Annotated in this window: 11 protein-coding genes; 5 read left to right on the forward strand and 6 right to left on the reverse strand. The window is 56.6% G+C overall.

Annotated elements, in window-relative coordinates:
• Positions 1 to 234: 234 nt before the first annotated feature.
• From carA to F3I47_RS11705, 5 genes are all read left to right on the forward strand, one after another.
• On the forward strand, positions 235 to 1,383 hold the full coding sequence (gene carA / locus F3I47_RS11685) for a glutamine-hydrolyzing carbamoyl-phosphate synthase small subunit (RefSeq protein WP_150028646.1): 1,149 nt from the start codon (positions 235 to 237) through the stop codon (positions 1,381 to 1,383).
• Positions 1,384 to 1,397: 14 nt separating this feature from the next.
• A complete protein-coding gene (gene carB / locus F3I47_RS11690; RefSeq protein ID WP_009092204.1) occupies positions 1,398 to 4,625 on the forward strand; it encodes a carbamoyl-phosphate synthase large subunit in 3,228 nt (1,075 codons plus the stop codon).
• Between the two features lie 485 nt (positions 4,626 to 5,110).
• The gene (locus tag F3I47_RS11695; protein WP_369974601.1) at positions 5,111 to 6,244 is read left to right on the forward strand and encodes a porin; all 1,134 of its coding nucleotides are present in this window, start codon (positions 5,111 to 5,113) and stop codon (positions 6,242 to 6,244) included.
• 234 nt (positions 6,245 to 6,478) lie between these two features.
• The gene (gene folA / locus F3I47_RS11700) at positions 6,479 to 6,961 is read left to right on the forward strand and encodes a type 3 dihydrofolate reductase (protein WP_009092201.1); all 483 of its coding nucleotides are present in this window, start codon (positions 6,479 to 6,481) and stop codon (positions 6,959 to 6,961) included.
• 90 nt (positions 6,962 to 7,051) lie between these two features.
• Positions 7,052 to 8,935 (forward strand): PhoX family phosphatase, encoded by a 1,884-nt coding sequence (locus F3I47_RS11705; protein WP_150028645.1) that lies wholly within the window; start codon positions 7,052 to 7,054, stop codon positions 8,933 to 8,935.
• Between the two features lie 33 nt (positions 8,936 to 8,968).
• Here the strand turns inward: F3I47_RS11705 and apaH are convergent, their stop codons facing one another.
• The 6 genes from apaH to lptD are packed head-to-tail and all read right to left on the reverse strand — an operon-like array spanning position 8,969 to position 15,779.
• Entirely contained in the window at positions 8,969 to 9,826 is an 858-nt protein-coding gene (gene apaH, locus F3I47_RS11710) for a bis(5'-nucleosyl)-tetraphosphatase (symmetrical) ApaH (RefSeq protein WP_009092197.1), read from the reverse strand.
• A 53-nt stretch (positions 9,827 to 9,879) separates the two neighbouring features.
• The gene (gene apaG, locus F3I47_RS11715; protein WP_009092195.1) at positions 9,880 to 10,257 is read right to left on the reverse strand and encodes a Co2+/Mg2+ efflux protein ApaG; all 378 of its coding nucleotides are present in this window, start codon (positions 10,255 to 10,257) and stop codon (positions 9,880 to 9,882) included.
• Positions 10,258 to 10,260: 3 nt separating this feature from the next.
• The gene (gene rsmA, locus F3I47_RS11720) at positions 10,261 to 11,082 is read right to left on the reverse strand and encodes a 16S rRNA (adenine(1518)-N(6)/adenine(1519)-N(6))-dimethyltransferase RsmA (RefSeq protein WP_009092193.1); all 822 of its coding nucleotides are present in this window, start codon (positions 11,080 to 11,082) and stop codon (positions 10,261 to 10,263) included.
• Positions 11,075 to 12,067, reverse strand: coding sequence for a 4-hydroxythreonine-4-phosphate dehydrogenase PdxA (pdxA, locus tag F3I47_RS11725; RefSeq protein ID WP_150028776.1), 993 nt, complete (start codon positions 12,065 to 12,067; stop codon positions 11,075 to 11,077). The genes rsmA and pdxA overlap by 8 nt, the downstream gene beginning before the upstream one ends.
• Positions 12,057 to 13,352, reverse strand: a complete 1,296-nt coding sequence (gene surA, locus F3I47_RS11730) for a peptidylprolyl isomerase SurA (RefSeq protein WP_150028644.1) — start codon at positions 13,350 to 13,352, stop codon at positions 12,057 to 12,059. The genes pdxA and surA overlap by 11 nt, the downstream gene beginning before the upstream one ends.
• A 54-nt stretch (positions 13,353 to 13,406) precedes the next feature.
• The gene (lptD, locus tag F3I47_RS11735) at positions 13,407 to 15,779 is read right to left on the reverse strand and encodes an LPS assembly protein LptD (RefSeq protein ID WP_009092188.1); all 2,373 of its coding nucleotides are present in this window, start codon (positions 15,777 to 15,779) and stop codon (positions 13,407 to 13,409) included.
• Between the last annotated feature and the right edge of the window lie 115 nt (positions 15,780 to 15,894).

Genomic DNA, 15,894 nt, shown 5'->3' on the forward strand with positions numbered 1-15,894 from the left:
AAACGATTATTCGGCCGGGTTTTCTCCTGTTTTTACCGCTTAAGCCCGTTTCTGGCCTCATAAGTCAGATAAAGATGAAAAAAACGGGCCTCAGGGTAGACAAGCCCCAGGGTGATCATTAGAATGCGCGCAATTTGCCAAAAATCGACAATTCAGGCGGTTTTTGCATTGATTCAGGCGGCTATTTTGAATTAATATGCAGATATTATGACTGTTTATTCCCTGGAGGATGTTTTGATTAAGTCAGCAATCCTGGTTCTGGAAGACGGAACCCAATTCCACGGTCGGGCCATCGGGGCAACGGGGTCGGCAGTGGGGGAAGTCGTTTTCAATACCTCAATGACCGGTTATCAAGAAATCCTCACTGATCCTTCCTATTCCCGCCAAATCGTTACTCTCACTTATCCCCATATCGGTAATGTCGGTGCCAACGCCGCTGATGAAGAATCAAGCCAGATTCATGCTCAGGGCCTGGTCATCCGCGATCTGCCGTTGATTGCCAGCAACTTCCGAAGCGAAGAGGGACTCTCCGCTTACCTGCAGCGCAACAACATTGTGGCCATTGCCGATATCGATACCCGCAAGCTGACGCGTCTGCTGCGTGAGAAAGGCGCTCAGAATGGCTGCATTATCGCCGGTGATAATCCGGATGCCGCGCTGGCGCTGCAGAAAGCCCAGGCGTTCCCCGGGCTGAAAGGGATGGATCTGGCGAAAGAGGTCTGCACGACGGAAACCTATAGCTGGCAGCAGGGCAGCTGGACGCTGGGCAGTGGCCTGCCGGAACAATCCTCAGCGGAAGCCCTGCCTTATCATGTGGTGGCTTACGATTACGGTGCTAAGCGCAACATTCTGCGTATGCTGGTTGACCGCGGCTGCCGTCTGACCGTTGTACCGGCTCAGACACCGGCGGAAGAGGTGCTGAAGATGAATCCGGATGGCATTTTCCTCTCCAACGGCCCGGGTGACCCGGAGCCATGTGACTATGCCATCAGCGCGATTCAGGCCTTCCTGAAAACCGAGATTCCGGTGTTCGGTATCTGCCTGGGTCATCAGCTGCTGGCGCTGGCCAGCGGAGCCCGGACCGTGAAGATGAAGCTTGGCCATCATGGCGGCAACCATCCGGTGAAGGATCTCGACAATAATCGCGTGATGATCACCGCCCAGAACCACGGTTTTGCCGTCGATGAGAACGATCTGCCCGCGAACCTGCGTGTCACCCACATTTCGCTGTTCGATAAAACGGTGCAGGGCATTCACCGCACTGACAAGCCAGCCTTCAGCTTCCAGGGACACCCGGAAGCCAGCCCGGGACCGGGTGATGCTGCGCCGCTGTTTGACCACTTTATTGAATTGATTGACGTCTTCCGTCTGCAAGCGAAGTAATCAGGAGCTAATTCATGCCAAAACGTACAGACATAAAATCAATCCTGATTCTTGGTGCCGGTCCGATTGTGATCGGTCAGGCCTGTGAATTTGACTATTCCGGTGCGCAGGCGTGTAAAGCGCTGCGTGAAGAGGGTTACCGGGTCATCCTGGTGAACTCCAACCCGGCGACCATCATGACCGACCCTGAGATGGCCGATGCCACCTATATCGAGCCCATTCACTGGGAAGTGGTGCGCAAAATCATCGAAAAAGAGCGTCCGGATGCCGTACTGCCGACCATGGGCGGCCAGACTGCGCTGAACTGCGCACTGGAGCTTGAGCGTCAGGGCGTGCTGGAAGAGTTTGGCGTGACCATGATTGGTGCGACTGCAGATGCTATTGATAAAGCAGAAGATCGTCGTCGCTTTGACGTCGCGATGAAAAGCATCGGGCTGGACACCGCCCGTTCCGGTATCGCACACACCATGGAAGAAGCGCTGGCCGTGGCGGAAGATGTCGGTTTCCCCTGCATCATCCGTCCCTCCTTTACCATGGGCGGCACCGGTGGCGGCATCGCCTATAACCGCGAAGAGTTTGAAGAGATTTGTGAACGGGGCCTCGACCTTTCACCGACCAATGAGCTGCTGATTGATGAGTCGCTGATTGGCTGGAAAGAGTATGAGATGGAAGTGGTTCGCGATAAAAACGACAACTGCATCATCGTCTGCTCGATTGAAAACTTCGATGCGATGGGGATTCACACCGGTGACTCCATCACGGTCGCCCCCGCTCAGACGCTGACGGATAAAGAGTATCAGATCATGCGTAACGCCTCGCTGGCGGTCCTGCGTGAAATCGGTGTGGAAACCGGTGGCTCTAACGTCCAGTTCTCGGTGAACCCGAAAGATGGTCGCCTGATTGTTATCGAGATGAACCCGCGCGTGTCTCGCTCCTCTGCGCTGGCTTCAAAAGCGACCGGCTTCCCGATTGCGAAAGTTGCGGCCAAGCTGGCGGTCGGCTTTACTCTCGATGAGCTGATGAATGACATCACTGGTGGTTTAACGCCCGCCTCATTTGAGCCGTCGATTGACTACGTGGTCACCAAAATTCCACGCTTCAACTTCGAAAAATTTGCCGGTGCCAACGACCGCCTGACCACCCAGATGAAATCGGTCGGTGAGGTGATGGCGATTGGCCGCACATTCCAGGAGTCCGTACAGAAAGCGCTGCGCGGCCTGGAAGTGGGCGCGCACGGCTTCGACCCGAAAGTGCATCTGGACGACCCGGAAGCCCTGACCCGCATCCGCCGCGAGCTGAAAGATGCCGGTTCAGACCGTATCTGGTATATCGCTGACGCGTTCCGCGCCGGGATGTCGGTCGATGGCGTCTTCAATCTCACCAACATTGACCGCTGGTTCCTGGTGCAGATTGAAGAGCTGATCCGGCTGGAAGACCAGGTAGCCCGTGAAGGGGTAAACAGCCTGGATGCGACCTTCCTGCGTGCGCTGAAGCGTAAAGGCTTTGCCGACGCCAGACTGGCGGCGCTGGCAGGCGTGGCTGAGAGCGAAATTCGCAAGCTGCGTCAGCAGTTTAACCTGCACCCGGTCTATAAGCGTGTGGATACCTGCGCCGCCGAGTTCGCCACCGATACCGCTTACATGTACTCCACCTATGAAGAGGAGTGCGAAGCCAATCCGGCGACGGATCGCGATAAGATCATGATTCTGGGCGGTGGGCCAAACCGTATCGGTCAGGGTATTGAGTTCGACTACTGCTGCGTTCACGCCGCGCTGGCGCTGCGTGAAGATGGTTACCAGACCATTATGGTCAACTGTAACCCGGAAACGGTGTCGACCGATTATGACACCTCCGACCGTCTCTACTTTGAGCCGGTGACGCTGGAAGATGTGCTGGAAATCGTCCGTATCGAGCAGCCTAAAGGCGTAATCGTGCAGTATGGCGGTCAGACCCCGCTGAAGCTGGCGCGTGCGCTGGAAGCGGCGGGTGTGCCGGTTATCGGCACCAGCCCGGACTCTATTGACCGTGCTGAAGACCGTGAACGTTTCCAGCAGGCTGTCGATCGTCTGAGCCTGAAACAGCCAGCCAATGCCACGGTCGCCACGCTGGAGCAGGCCGTTGAGAAAGCCGCTGGCCTGGGCTATCCGCTGGTGGTACGTCCTTCTTATGTACTGGGCGGCCGCGCCATGGAGATCGTCTACGACGAAACCGACCTCAAGCGCTACTTCCAGACAGCGGTCTCCGTCTCTAACGATGCGCCGGTGCTGCTGGATCGCTTCCTGGATGATGCGGTCGAAGTCGATGTGGATGCGATCTGCGACGGTGAGCGGGTGCTGATTGGCGGCATCATGGAACATATCGAGCAGGCTGGCGTTCACTCTGGTGACTCCGCCTGTTCACTGCCGGCCTACACACTGAATCAGGAGATTCAGAATGTGATGCGTCAGCAGGTTGAGAAGCTGGCGTTCGAACTGAACGTCCGCGGCCTGATGAACGTCCAGTTCGCGGTCAAAGACAACGAAGTCTACCTGATCGAAGTTAACCCGCGCGCCGCGCGTACCGTGCCGTTCGTCTCGAAAGCGACCGGTGTGCCGCTGGCGAAAGTGGCCGCACGCGTGATGGCAGGCAAAACGCTGGCAGAGCAGGGCGTTACCGAAGAGGTGATTCCGCCTTACTACTCCGTGAAAGAGGTCGTACTGCCATTTAACAAGTTCCAGGGCGTTGACCCGATTCTTGGACCGGAAATGCGTTCGACCGGTGAAGTCATGGGCGTGGGCCGCACCTTTGCTGAGGCCTTCTCTAAAGCGATGCTGGGCGCACAGAGCAACATGAAGAAGTCGGGCCGTGCACTGCTGTCGGTGCGTGAAGGCGACAAGAAACGTATCGTCGACCTGGCTGCCAAGCTGCAGAAGTTTGGTTTCGAGCTGGATGCGACACACGGCACGGCGGTTGTGCTGGGCGAGGCGGGAATTAACCCACGTCTGGTGAACAAGGTGCATGAAGGTCGTCCGCACATTCAGGACCGTCTGAAGAATGGCGAATATAGCTATATCGTCAATACCACGGCAGGACGTCAGGCGATTGAAGATTCGAAGCTGATTCGCCGCAGTGCTCTGCAGTATAAAGTGCACTATGACACCACGCTGAATGGCGGTTTCGCCACTGCGATGGCCCTGAATGCTGACCCGACGGAGCAGGTCATCTCCGTTCAGGAGATGCACGCGCAGATTAAGGCGATGTAAGTCGAGGTAGTGTGAAAAGCGGCTCCTGCGGGAGCCGTTTTTTTTGGTTAAATTCTGGCCATGTCAGCGGTGAGATCGCGCCTGCGAAGGGAGCACGGGCAGATCGGAAAGTCGCTCAAGCCAATCCCTGGCCGCCCGGCCCGCGCCGTCCATGGCGCGGGACGCTTTTCTCCTCTGTCCGTGCTCCCTGCGCGTTGTGCTGATACGTTGTGGTCACCCCAGAATTTGAATTTGTCAGCTGTCTGAAGGGCTCGTGCGGGAGCCGTTTTTTTTGCCTCTAACCTGGCGATAATCTGAAAATCAGGCTCGCGTAAAGCAAAGGATTTGCCTTAAAGTTACTGATTTGACTTAGTTTTTTAGCTATAGGTGCGAATCAGCCCCGTTCGCACAAATTTATAAGATAAACACTTCCTGTCCGGATTTTTCGCCAGTAATATGCCTGCCGCTCATCACCGGAGCGTGCAAGGACACCTATAAAAATGAAAATGCGTACTTTTTCTCTGAGTGCAGTGGCTGCACTGATGGCTATTCTTCCTTTCGCCAGCCAGGCGGAAATCACCCTGTTAAAACAGGACCCACAGGCTGGCGATCCGCTTAGCCGCCTCACCTTTACCTTTGGCGGCAGCATCCGTGCTCAGGTCAATCACCAGACCGGCGTGGATGACAAATCGTACAAGCGTGACGGATTCGATGGCGGCACCCGTTTCCGTTTCGGCGCGGATTACTACCTGTTCGACGACGTCAGCTGGATCAGCTACTACGAGCTGGGCGTGAATATTCCGGCGGTATTCAGCTGGGATCGTCACTATGCAGACGGTGCGAATAACACCACGCGCCGCCAGCTCTACACCGGTCTGAAAAGCAAGACCTGGGGCCAGCTGACCTTTGGTCAGCAGAACAGCGTTTACTACGATACCGTAGGGGCCAAGACCGATATCTGGGACTACGACATGATCGGTCAGGCACCAGGTAACGGGATCAATGGCGACTACGATGGCTCTTACCGTTCGCGTAAGCAGCTGAAGTATAAAAACACCTTCGGCGATCTGGATCTCTACGCCTCTTATCTGTTCGACGATAATGAGTTCCTGCCAGGCAACGGCCTGCGCTACAAGCGCAAAGGCGGCGGTTCGCTGGGTGTGGATTATCACATTACCGACGATCTGAGCTGGGGCACGGCGTGGAACTACACCCGCGCGGCGATGCGTAACCCGAACAACGGCGACAGCGGCGATTACGATCAGAACATTTATGGCACTGCGCTGAGCTGGACGCCAGGCAACTGGACGCTGTCAGCGGGCGGCGGCTGGTATCAGAACTTCATGACCACCAAACGCAAAGATGTGCATGACTACTTTGCTGGCGATGCATGGGGCGTGGAATACTTTGCCGGTTATAAAATCCCGGTGGCGCAGTATGGCCTGAAAGCGGTGCAGCCATATGTCATGGGCGATCGCATTGAGTATGCGACCGGCCGTGATTATCAGCGCATCGACAACGGTCTGGGTGTGACGCTGTTCCTCGACTACGGTTTCCGTGTCGATTACGAACATGTCTTTACCTCCAGCACCGATAACCTGGGTGATATGAATCTGGTGCGTCTGCGCTACGACTTCTGATAACCCCCACGGCTCCTGCGGGAGCCGTTTTCTTATTCGCCCGGTTTTGTGCCAGCCGGCGTCAGATTACTGGCGAGCTGCGGCTAACAGACGCGATTTCGCGGTGAAAAACGCTGCGCAGGCAGTGAAATGCGACATCATAAAAAGCTTTACGCAATTAGACCTTCCCCCCTATCGACGAAAGTTTCACCTTCTCGTATCATGGCGCCAATTTTTTTCCTGTGAGTAGTTAACATGATTAGTCTTATCGCGGCATTAGCAGCAGATCGCATTATTGGAATGGAGAACGCCATGCCGTGGGACCTGCCTGCAGATCTGGCGTGGTTCAAGCGTAACACCCTGAAAAAACCAGTGATTATGGGCCGGCTGACCTTTGAATCCATTGGTCGTCCTCTGCCTGGCCGACTGAATATCGTGGTCAGCAGCCAGCCCGGCACCGCCGAAGGCGTCACCTGGGTCACTTCGCTGGATGAGGCGGTTCAGGCTGCCGGTGAAGCCGAAGAGATCATGGTGATCGGTGGCGGACGCGTTTATGAGCAGATGCTGAAGCGTGCCGATCGCCTCTATCTGACCCACATCGATGCAGAAGTAGAAGGCGACACGCAGTTCCCGGATTACGAGCCGGATGAGTGGCAGTCAACGTTCAGCGAGTTCCACGACGCTGATGAGCATAACTCCCACAGCTACTGCTTTGAGATCCTGGATCGCCGTCGCTGATTCCTTGCCCGCCCGCCTGTAACCTGGCTGTCATCTTTATTCATTAGCATTGCTTCTTTTCCGGGACCGACACAAAGGAAGCAATCACTGATGAAGATCGAACTCTCCGCGTTAAGCACAGACCGCCTGCCCGATACGCAGCGACGTAAGTTTCTTGCCGGTTCCGGCGCACTTGGGCTGACCGGCTTTCTCAGCGGCGGCCTGACTTTCTCCTCCGGCGCACTGGCGCAGGAAAAACCCGCCGGCAGCCCGCTGCTGGGCTTTCAGGCGATTGCCGCTTCGACCGCGGATGAGATTGTTGTGGCGCCAGGCTATCGCGCTGAAGTGCTGATCTCCTGGGGCGATCCGCTGGTTAATGGCGCGCCTGAGTTCTATCCGCATGGCAACAACAGCGCGGAGGATCAGGAAAAGCAGTTCGGTGACAACAATGATGGGATGAGCTTCTTCGCCATTGATGAGCATCGTGGCGTAATGGCAATCAACAATGAGTATGTGAATGAGCCGACGCTGTTCGCCCATGGCGGCAGCAAAGCGACCAGCCTGGAGGATGTGAAGAAATCACAGGCGGCGCACGGCGTTTCTGTCGTTGAGATTAAATGCGGCGAAGGCAATCGGTGGCAGGTTGTCCGTCCTTCAGATTACAACCGCCGCATTACCGCGAATACCCCGATGCGTTTTTCCGGTCCGGCCGCAGGCGACAAAGCGCTGCAGACCGCCGCCGATCCTCAGGGCCTGCAGGTTCTCGGCACCTTTGGTAACTGCGCCAACGGTAAAACGCCCTGGGGCACTTATCTGACCTGCGAAGAGAACTACGACACCTACTTTGGCACGCATGACGCGGATTTTACGCCGACCGCCCAGCAGAAGCGCTACACCCTAAACGCCGCCGAGCCGGAGCGAAACTGGTCCGATTTTGATCCCCGCTTCGATATCGCAAAAAATCCTAACGAATTTAACCGCCACGGCTGGATAGTCGAAATCGATCCCTTCGATCCCCAATCGGTGCCGGTCAAACGAACCGCGCTGGGGCGTTTCAAGCATGAGAATGCTGCGGTGACGGTTGCTAAAACCGGCCAGCTGGTGGTCTACATGGGCGACGATGAGCGTGGCGAGTACATTTATAAATATGTCTCGGACGACAAGGTTAACCCGGACGACGCGAAAGCGAATCACGGACTGCTCGATCGGGGCACGCTCTATGTGGCGCAGTTTAACGGCGATGAACAGGGCACACCCCTGAAAGGCACCGGTCGCTGGCTGGCACTGAAGTGGGGGGAAAATGGACTCACTGCTGAGAAGGGATTTCATAGCCAGGCCGATGTCCTGATCAATGCGCGTGCTGCTGCCGATGTGGTTAACGCCACGCGGATGGATCGGCCGGAATGGATCGCCGTTAACCCGCATGATGGCCGCGCCTACTGTACGCTGACCAATAACAACAAGCGTGGCAATGAGGGGGTGCCGGTTAATGCCGCCAACCCGCGCCCTAAAAATATCTACGGCCAGATTATCCGCTGGGATGAGAAGGGCGATGCCACGGCCACGTCGTTTGCCTGGGACATCTACGCGTTATGCGGCAACCCGATTGCCCATCCCGAAGGCATCTATCGTGGCACACCGAACATCACTGCTGAAAACACCTTTAACAGCCCGGATGGCCTGGGGTTTGATGCGCAGGGGCGGCTCTGGATCCTTACCGATGGCAAATACAGCAACAAAGAGGATTATCAGGGGCAGGGGAATAATCAGATGCTGGCAGGAGACCCGGACAGCGGCGAGATTCGCCGGTTTATGGTCGGCCCTAAATCCTGCGAGCTGACCGGCATTACCTTTACGCCTGACTACAGAACGCTGTTCGTGAACGTGCAGCACCCTGGCGAAGAGGGGGATTCACATTTTCCTGACAACAGTCCGCGCCCGCGCTCGTCAGTGATCATGATCACCCGGGAGGATGGCGGCATTATCGGCGCATAAAACAGCAGGCTGGCCGCCAGGCCAGCCTCAGGGTTATAGCGCCGGAGGCGCCAGACTTTCGCTGGAGTCGAGCGCTTTCTCGCGGTTAGAGGGCTGAACCACATAGCGCTGCTCTTCCCAGTGCAGCAGGGTCAGCGCGCCGCCCCAGCAGCAGCCGGTATCCAGGCCGATAATCCCCTCTGGCGTGCCTTTGCCTTCCAGTGAAGCCCAGTGACCGAAAACGATGGTGTAGTCCCGGGCGACCGGTCCGTCGATGTTGAACCAGGGCTTCAGCGGTGGCAGCGCCGACTCCGGGGCATCTTTGCAGATCATGTCCAGCTGACCATTGGGGAAGCAGTAGCGCATACGGGTAAAGGCATTGGTGCTGAAGCGCAGTCGGGCCAGGCCGGTCAGATCTTCGCTCCAGTTATTTGGCATATCGCCATACATCGCATCCAGGAACAGCGGATAACTGTCGCTGGCGAGCACCGCTTCCACTTCCCGCGCACATTTTTTCGCGGTGTCGATATCCCACTGAGGCGTGATACCGGCGTGTCCCATGACCAGCTTTTTCTCTTCATCCACCTGCAGCAGCGGCTGCCGGCGCAGCCAGTTGATCAGCTCATCAGCATCGTCCGCTTCCAGCAGGGTGGTGAGGCGATCTTTAGGCTTGTTACGGCTGATTCCGGCATAGACCGCCAGCAGATGTAAATCGTGGTTGCCCAGCACCAGGCGCACGGCGTCGCCCAGTGACTTCACATAGCGCAGGACCTCCAGTGAGCCAGGACCGCGCGCCACCAGGTCACCGGTCAGCCACAGCGTGTCATGCTCGGGATTGAAATCGACCTGCTGCAGCAAGGCACGTAATTCATCGTAGCAACCATGGACGTCGCCAATCAGGTATGTGCTCATAACGTTTTATCCATCGGGAATGTGCCCGACGTATCGGGCAAAAGGCGTGAAAATCAGTGAATGTGCGTCTGGATGGCGAGGCGGAACACCGGGATTTCAACGTGAAAGGTGTCGCCCTGATCGTCGACCATCACGTAGTGTCCCTGCATGGTGCCCATCGGCGTTTCGATGACAGCACCACTGGTGTACTGGAATTCGTTGCCCGGCGGGATAAGCGGCTGCTCACCGACCACGCCTTCGCCCTGAACTTCTGTTTCGCGGCCGTTACCGTTGGTAATCAGCCAGTAACGCCCCAGCAGCTGCACGGCGGAACGGCCCAGATTGCGTATCGTAATGGTATAGGCGAAGACGTAGCGATCCTCATCCGGCGAGGACTGGGAGGCGACGTACTGGCTTTGCACATGAACGGAGACGCGGGCCGTTTCACTCATGACTTACTCCTGCGATTTTCCCTGATGCGTCGCTAGCCAGTTAGCCAGCTGACAATATTGCGCGACCGAGACGTTTTCAGCACGCAGACCAGGATCAATGGATAACTCTTCCAGCGCACCCGCCGCCACCATGTGGTTCAGGCTGTTGCGCAATGTTTTACGGCGCTGACCAAAGGCTTCTGTCGTGATACGGCTCAGGATACGCACGTCGCTGACCGGATGCGGTGGCTCGGCAAACGGCACCAGACGCACGACAGCCGAGTCCACTTTTGGTGGCGGCGTGAAGGCGTGTGGCGGCACTTCCAGCACCGGAATAACCTGGCAGTAATATTGCGCCATCACCGTCAGGCGACCATACGCTTTGCTGCCCGGCCCCGCAACCAGACGGTTAACCACCTCTTTCTGCAGCATGAAGTGCATATCTTTGATCGAACCAGTATAGCTGAAAAGGTGGAACATCAGCGGGGTCGAAATATTGTAAGGCAGGTTACCAAATACCCGCAGCGGCTGGCCTCTCTCCTGTGCCAGCGCGGCAAAGTCGAAGGTCATGGCATCCTGCTGGAAGATGGTCAGTTTCGGGCCAAGGAACGGATGCGTTTGCAGACGCGCCGCGAGATCGCGGTCCAGCTCCACCACCGTTAAGCTATCGAGGCGTTCGCCCACCGGCTCGGTTAAGGCGCCGAGGCCAGGGCCGATCTCTACCAGCGCTTCATCGCGCTGGGGATGAATGGCGGAGACAATGCTGTCGATAATGTACTGATCGTTCAGGAAGTTCTGCCCGAAACGTTTACGGGCGTAGTGCCCCTGATGGACGCGATTATTCATTACTGCTCTTGATCATAGTGATGGCGAGGTTAAGCGCCGTGATAAAGCTGCCCGGTTCCGCCTGACCCAGCCCGGCGAGTTCAAGCGCGGTGCCGTGGTCAACGGAGGTCCGGATAAAGGGCAGGCCCAGGGTAATATTTACCGCGCGGCCAAACCCCTGAAACTTCAGTACCGGCAGGCCCTGGTCGTGATACATCGCCAGCACCGCATCGGCGTTTTGCAGATATTTGGGCTGGAACAGTGTATCCGCAGGCAGCGGGCCGGTCAGTTTAATGCCCTGCTGACGCAGTTCATTGAGGGCCGGCGTAATCGTCTCGATCTCTTCCCGTCCCATATGACCGCCTTCACCGGCGTGGGGGTTAAGACCACAGACATAGATATGCGGCTCGGCAATGGCGAACTTCTGCTGCAGATCACGATGAAGAATGGTGATCACTTCATGCAGGCATTCGCGGGTGACCGCCGCAGGCACCTCTTTCAGCGGCAGATGCGTGGTGGCCAGTGCCACACGCAGCGCTTCGGTTGCCAGCATCATCACCACGCGATGACCGCCTGCGCGGTCGGCGAAGAATTCGGTATGGCCGGTAAAGGCGATACCGGCATCGTTAATCACGCCTTTGTGCACCGGGCCGGTAATCAGCGCCGCAAATTCACCCTGCAGACAGCCGTCACAGGCGCGGGCCAGCGTGGCCAGCACATAGTCACCGTTAGCGACACAGAGTTTGCCTGGTGTGACCGGCTGTGCCGTCTCAATCGGCAGAATGGTCAGCGTCCCCGCCTGCTGCGGCACGGGGTCCGCCTCAGGCTGGTAGTGACGCAGGGTCAGCGGCAGGCCGAGCTGCGCTGCCCGCTGCTGCAACAGGGCAGGGGAGGCGCAGACGACGAGTTCCACCGGCCAGGCGTGCTGAGCCAGCTGAACGGTGAGATCGGGACCAATCCCGGCGGGCTCGCCGGGAGTGATCACCACACGCTGGTTACTGTGCATTGCCATCCAGAATCTTCACATAAGCACTGGCGCGCTGTTCCTGCATCCAGGTCTGCGCTTCTTCAGCAAATTTACGGTTAAACAGCATGCGATAAGCGCGCTCTTTCTGGGCCGCGTCGGTTTTATCCACCTGGCGGGTATCCAGCAGCTGAATCAGATGCCAGCCGAAAGAGGAGTGCACCGGCTGGCTGGTCTGGCCTTTCTGCAGACGCAGCAGCGCATCGCGGAAGGCGGGATCAAAGACTTCCGGAGAGGTCCAGCCGAGATCGCCACCCTGATTCGCCGATCCCGGGTCGTCAGAGTACTGTTTTGCCGCGGCGGCAAAGGTGGTTTTTCCGCTGCGGATATCGGCCGCGATCTGTTCCAGCTGCGCCCTGGCCTGATCGTCAGTGAGAATCGGCGATGGTTTCAGCAGAATATGACGAGCATGCACCTCAGTGACCGAGACGTTCTTACTTTCGCCACGCAGGTCGTTCACCTTCAGGATATGGAAGCCCACACCTGAACGCACCGGCCCGACGATGTCGCCTTTTTTCGCCGTTGCCAGCGCCTGGGCAAACAGGGTCGGTAACTCTTCAATTTTACCCCAGCCCATGTTGCCGCCTTTCAGCGCCTGCGAGTCGGCGGAGTAGGTCACGGCCATTTTGCCGAAATCCGCACCATTTTTCAGTTCGCCAACCAGCTGTTTCGCCAGCGTTTCCTGCTCATCGACCTGCTGTTGCGTCGGGTTTTCCGGCAGCGGCAGCAGAATGTGGCTGATGTTCAGCTCGGTTCCCTGGCTGTTCTGGGCAGCAATCTGGGTTGAAAGCGTATCCACTTCCTGCGGCAGGATGGTCACGCGACGACGCACTTCATTGTTGCGGACTTCGGCAATCATCATCTCTTTGCGGATCTGCGAGCGATAGATGCCATAGTTCATGCCGTCATAAGCCAGACGACTGCGCAGCTGATCCAGCGTCATGCGGTTCTGTGCGGCGATGTTCTTAATCGCCTGGTCCAGCTGCTCATCGCTGATCTGAATCCCCGCTTTTTCACCCATCTGCAGAATGATGTTGTCCATGATCTGGCGTTCCAGAATCTGATGGCGCAGCGTTTTATCATCTGGCAACTGCTGACCTGCCTGCCGGGCCTGAGATTTCACCGTGCCCATCATGCCGTCCACGTCACTCTCAAGAACCACGCCGTTATTGACCACGGCGGCAACTTTATCAACGACTTGTGGTGCTGCGAACGCGGTGTTGGCACTGATTGCCACACCAAGAATCAGCATTCTCCAGTTCTTCATACTTTATCCATTGTTGGTTCCGCACTGCGGGATTGCCTGTCAAACATCACAACATCAGAAAGCGGGCTGGTAAGGGATAATCCCCTGACGCAGCATATCGTTGGTGCCTAAGCCATAGTTGGAGCTCAGACCACGCAGCTCAATGTTGAATGAGATTTGGTTGTCATATTTACTGTCGTCGTTTTCCCAACCGTTAATTTTGCGTTCGTAACCGACCCGAATGGCATAACAGCATGAGCTGTATTGCAGGCCTACCAGCTGCGAAGCCGGACGGCTGTTGCGTGTATCGTAGTAGTACGCGCCTACCACGGACCATGCATCCGCAATCGGCCAGCTGGCCGTGGTGCCCACCTGTGAAATCCCATTTTTGAAGATAGGATTGGTCACCAGGCTGCTGTCGTTCAGCGCGGTTGCGACATATTCCGGGCTGCTGTAACGGTAGCTCAGCTGCACCATGCGATCGGCATCACGACGATATTCCAGTACGGTATTGCCCTGGGAAACGTTGTCGAGTTTGGTGTCATACTGCAACCCACCCCGGACGCCCCAGCGATCGCTGATTTTCCAGTATGTATCGCCAGCCCAGATCAGGCTGCCGGTATCATCTTCTTTACTGGTCTGATTCACACCAGTACGAGAAGGGGTAAACGAGTAGATTTGACCTACAGAAACGTTAAAACGTTCAACCAGATCGGCATCATAAATGCGTGTGGTAACACCGGTGGCCACTTCGTTAGCCGAGGCGATACGATCCAAGCCGCTGTAGGTGCGGTCGCGGAACAGGCCGGTGTAGTCGGTCTGCAGCAACGTTGAGTCGTATGGATAGATGTTGCTCTGATTGCGGTACGGGATATAAAGGTACTGCACCCGCGGCTCCAGCGTCTGGGTGTAGCCCGCCGCGGAGTCCATATCGCGGTCAAAGACCAGACGGCCATCGACTTTAAACTGCGGCAGGGTGCGGTTTACCGACTCATCCAGATCGCCACTTTTGCCGTTGCGGTTCGCAAAGTTGTTGTTGTAGTAATCAACATTGGTCTGCTGGTAGTGGGTTGCCAGGAACTTCGCTTCGGTATCCAGGCTGGCCCAGCCGTTAGACAGCGGCAGGTTCAGCGTTGGCTCAACGTGCAAACGGGTCGCTTCAGGATAGCGATCGCTGACGTTAGTGAATTTCACCGCCTGCGCATAGATCCGGCCATCAAACGGACCGATGTCATTCTGATAGAGATTGACGTCCAGCTGCGGCATGGCGCGGTAAACGTTGCTATTACTGGTGTTACCAAATACCTGGAAATCTTTGCTGGAGAGCGTCGCATCCCAGTTGGTGTCCGCGTAGCCAATACTGAATTTCTGCGTGGCGTAGTTGTCAGTCGAGCTGTAGTACTTCGAGTCGAGGTCGTTGAAGTAGTAGCTATCGCTGACCTTGGTGTAGTCCGCGCTGAAACGCCAGTGTTTATCGTAGACACCCGCATGACGCCAGTAGAACAGCCAGCGATCGGAGCTGTCATCTTCGGCGATGCCGCGCAGCGCTTTATCTTTGTCGTACTGCTTGTCTGAGCCGAGGTAGTCGAACTCCATCAGACCTGCGCCCAGCTCTGTCAGATAACGGAATTCATTCTCAAACTTCATGCCGCGCTTGCTGATGTAGTGCGGCGTAATGGTGGCATCGGCCTGCGGCGCGATGTTCCAGTAGTAGGGCAGGATGAACTCAAAGCCGTTGTTGCTGCCATATTTGGCATTCGGGATCAGGAAGCCGGAGCGACGACGGTCGCCAATCGGTAACTGCAGATAGGGACTGTAGAACACCGGAACGGAACCGAGTTTAAAGCGGGCGTTCCAGATCTCGGCCACTTCCTCTTCGCGGTCCTGAATCACTTCAGAACCGACCACGCTCCAGCTGTTGGAGCCGGGCAGACAGGAGGTAAAGGTGCCATTCTCCAGAATGGTGTAGCGGTTATCACCGCGCAGTTTCATCTGATCGGCGGTGCCGCGACCCTGACGATCCACCATCTGGTACTGACCGTTCCAGACGTTGGTATCTTTACTGTTCAGATTTGACCAGGCTTTCGGACCTTTCAGGATGACCTGGTTATCATCGTAATGCACATTACCCAGGGCATCGACGGTACGAACCGGCGTGGTCTGGCCCTCCTGCTGACGCTGATGAAGCTGAACTTCATCGGCCTGCATACGGCTGTTGCCCTGCTCAATATTCACATTGCCTGTGAAGACCGCATCATCGGGATAGTTCCCTTTGGCAGCGTCGGAGTGAATGGTGACAGGCAACTGATTGGTATCGCCATTCACCAGCGGGCGGTTGTAACTCGGCACGCCTAACATACACTGCGACATCAGATCGTCGGCAACGGCTTGCTGGCTAATGGCTGCGCCGATCAGTGTGGCCAGCAGGGTAGGTATATGTTTTTTCATACGCGGTATCGAGAATTCCATGAAAACTGGCATCATGCCGACAATCGGGTCAGAGACTAACTTACTGCCCGGCGTTGCGCCAGTGTTAATCCTGGTCAGTCAGCGTTGCCGTTAG

The organism is Pantoea sp. M_10 (genome assembly GCF_008631515.1).
GTDB classification, from domain to species: Bacteria; Pseudomonadota; Gammaproteobacteria; order Enterobacterales; family Enterobacteriaceae; genus Pantoea; species Pantoea anthophila.

Bases quoted from the DNA above. Each gene is read 5' to 3' on its own strand.
- pdxA (WP_150028776.1), bottom strand. From the start codon at position 12,067: ATGCACAGTAACCAGCGTGTGGTGATCACTCCCGGCGAGCCCGCCGGG.
- apaG (WP_009092195.1), bottom strand. From the start codon at position 10,257: ATGAGTGAAACGGCCCGCGTCTCCGTTCATGTGCAAAGCCAGTACGTC.
- carB (WP_009092204.1), top strand. From the start codon at position 1,398: ATGCCAAAACGTACAGACATAAAATCAATCCTGATTCTTGGTGCCGGT.
- apaH (WP_009092197.1), bottom strand. From the start codon at position 9,826: ATGAGCACATACCTGATTGGCGACGTCCATGGTTGCTACGATGAATTA.
- lptD (WP_009092188.1), bottom strand. From the start codon at position 15,779: ATGAAAAAACATATACCTACCCTGCTGGCCACACTGATCGGCGCAGCC.
- rsmA (WP_009092193.1), bottom strand. From the start codon at position 11,082: ATGAATAATCGCGTCCATCAGGGGCACTACGCCCGTAAACGTTTCGGG.
- folA (WP_009092201.1), top strand. From the start codon at position 6,479: ATGATTAGTCTTATCGCGGCATTAGCAGCAGATCGCATTATTGGAATG.
- surA (WP_150028644.1), bottom strand. From the start codon at position 13,352: ATGAAGAACTGGAGAATGCTGATTCTTGGTGTGGCAATCAGTGCCAAC.
- F3I47_RS11705 (WP_150028645.1), top strand. From the start codon at position 7,052: ATGAAGATCGAACTCTCCGCGTTAAGCACAGACCGCCTGCCCGATACG.
- F3I47_RS11695 (WP_369974601.1), top strand. From the start codon at position 5,111: ATGCGTACTTTTTCTCTGAGTGCAGTGGCTGCACTGATGGCTATTCTT.